At 62.8% G+C, this 1250-nt stretch carries 1 protein-coding gene; it reads right to left on the bottom strand.

Annotation, left to right across the window (positions count from 1 at the left end; genetic code table 11):
• Positions 1 to 296: 296 nt before the first annotated feature.
• Positions 297 to 803, bottom strand: coding sequence for an RICIN domain-containing protein (locus ACFVX4_RS42145; RefSeq protein ID WP_389988859.1), 507 nt, complete (start codon positions 801 to 803; stop codon positions 297 to 299).
• Positions 804 to 1250 lie beyond the last annotated feature (447 nt).

Here is a 1250-nt window from a genome sequence, read left to right as displayed (position 1 = left end):
CACCCCGGATCTCATCCGTGGTCAGCTCGTGCGGCACGGGGTGACCGTCATCGAACGGCAGCGGACTGGGGGCGACCGGCGTCCAGCCATGCGCCTCCGGCCCGACCGGAAGGCCGCCCAGCCAGGGAGCCGCCGTGGAGCCCTTGCGCCCGGCATGCGCAAGATGAACGAACTATCAAGGTCACAAACTTCAATCAGCTTCGTTCTGAATCCGTTCCGGTGCAGACGCAGGAGCCCGTACCGGAACGGAAGAAGTGGGACGCCGGTGCTAGTCCCTTGTTTCGGAGCCTGTGGGCTTAGCCGAGGCGGAAGTGCTGATTGGGCCCCTCCACGCAGTCCCACTGGACCAGTGTGGCGCCATTCTGGGTGCTCGCGCCGCTGACGGACAGGCATTTACCACTGTGCCGGGCTTCGATGGAGAAGTAGCCGCTGTCCTTCTGGACGAGCCGCCATTCCTGGTTGGTGCCGTTCACGCAGTCCCACTGGACCGCCTTGGCGCCGTTCTGGGTGCTTGCGCCTTCGACCGACAGGCACTTGCCGCTGTTCACTGCCCTGATCGTGTAGTAGCCGGCGCTGGTGGACACCAGCTTCCACTGCTGGTTGGGGGCTTCCAAACAGTCCCACTGGACCGCAGCGGCATTGTTCTGAGTGCTCGCCCCCTCGACCGAAACACACTTCTGGCTGTTGCGGGCGATCAGCTCCGTGGTGAAAACAGTGGCTGAGGCGGTTGGGGCCTGCACGATGGTGAGCAGACCAGCAGCCATTACAGGGGCGAGGGCAACGGCCCAACGTGAGATCTTCATGACGCTCCAGACGTGGGATGGACTTGGCACCCAAGTGATAGCGGTGCCACCCACGCCCAAGAATGTATATGCCTCGCAAGACGCCTAAATAGGGGAACGTGCTTCACAGGAGAGTGATTCACCACTGCCGTGTTTACGAGTTGAGCGCTGCCCGGAGCTACCAGACGCCAGTTCGGCCCGCGGCCACGGGGGAGGGGCGGTTCCCTGTAGGGCTCCGGCCATCACCGCCGCTGGAAGTCGCGTGCGCAAGATGAACCAACTATCTGTCACAAACAACGTACCGACCAGCAAAAACACAAAAGCCCCCCGTTCCTTCCTGGTCCATCTCCAGGAAGGAACGGGGGCTCACGTATGTCAAGCCCCGGGTTTCGTGGAGAGTGAGTTAGCTGGTTTTCTGGAGTGATGCTGGGGGTTGGGCCGCGTAGTGGGCGGCTTCGTGCTCGGCGG

Origin of the sequence: Streptomyces sp. NPDC058240 (assembly GCF_042882135.1) — a bacterium.
In the GTDB taxonomy this organism is placed as follows: Bacteria; Actinomycetota; Actinomycetes; order Streptomycetales; family Streptomycetaceae; genus Streptomyces.
The sequence above is the reverse complement of the archived record's forward strand: the minus strand, read 5'-3'. Positions and strand labels throughout refer to the sequence as shown.

Bases quoted from the DNA above. Each gene is read 5' to 3' on its own strand.
- ACFVX4_RS42145 (WP_389988859.1), bottom strand. From the start codon at position 803: ATGAAGATCTCACGTTGGGCCGTTGCCCTCGCCCCTGTAATGGCTGCT.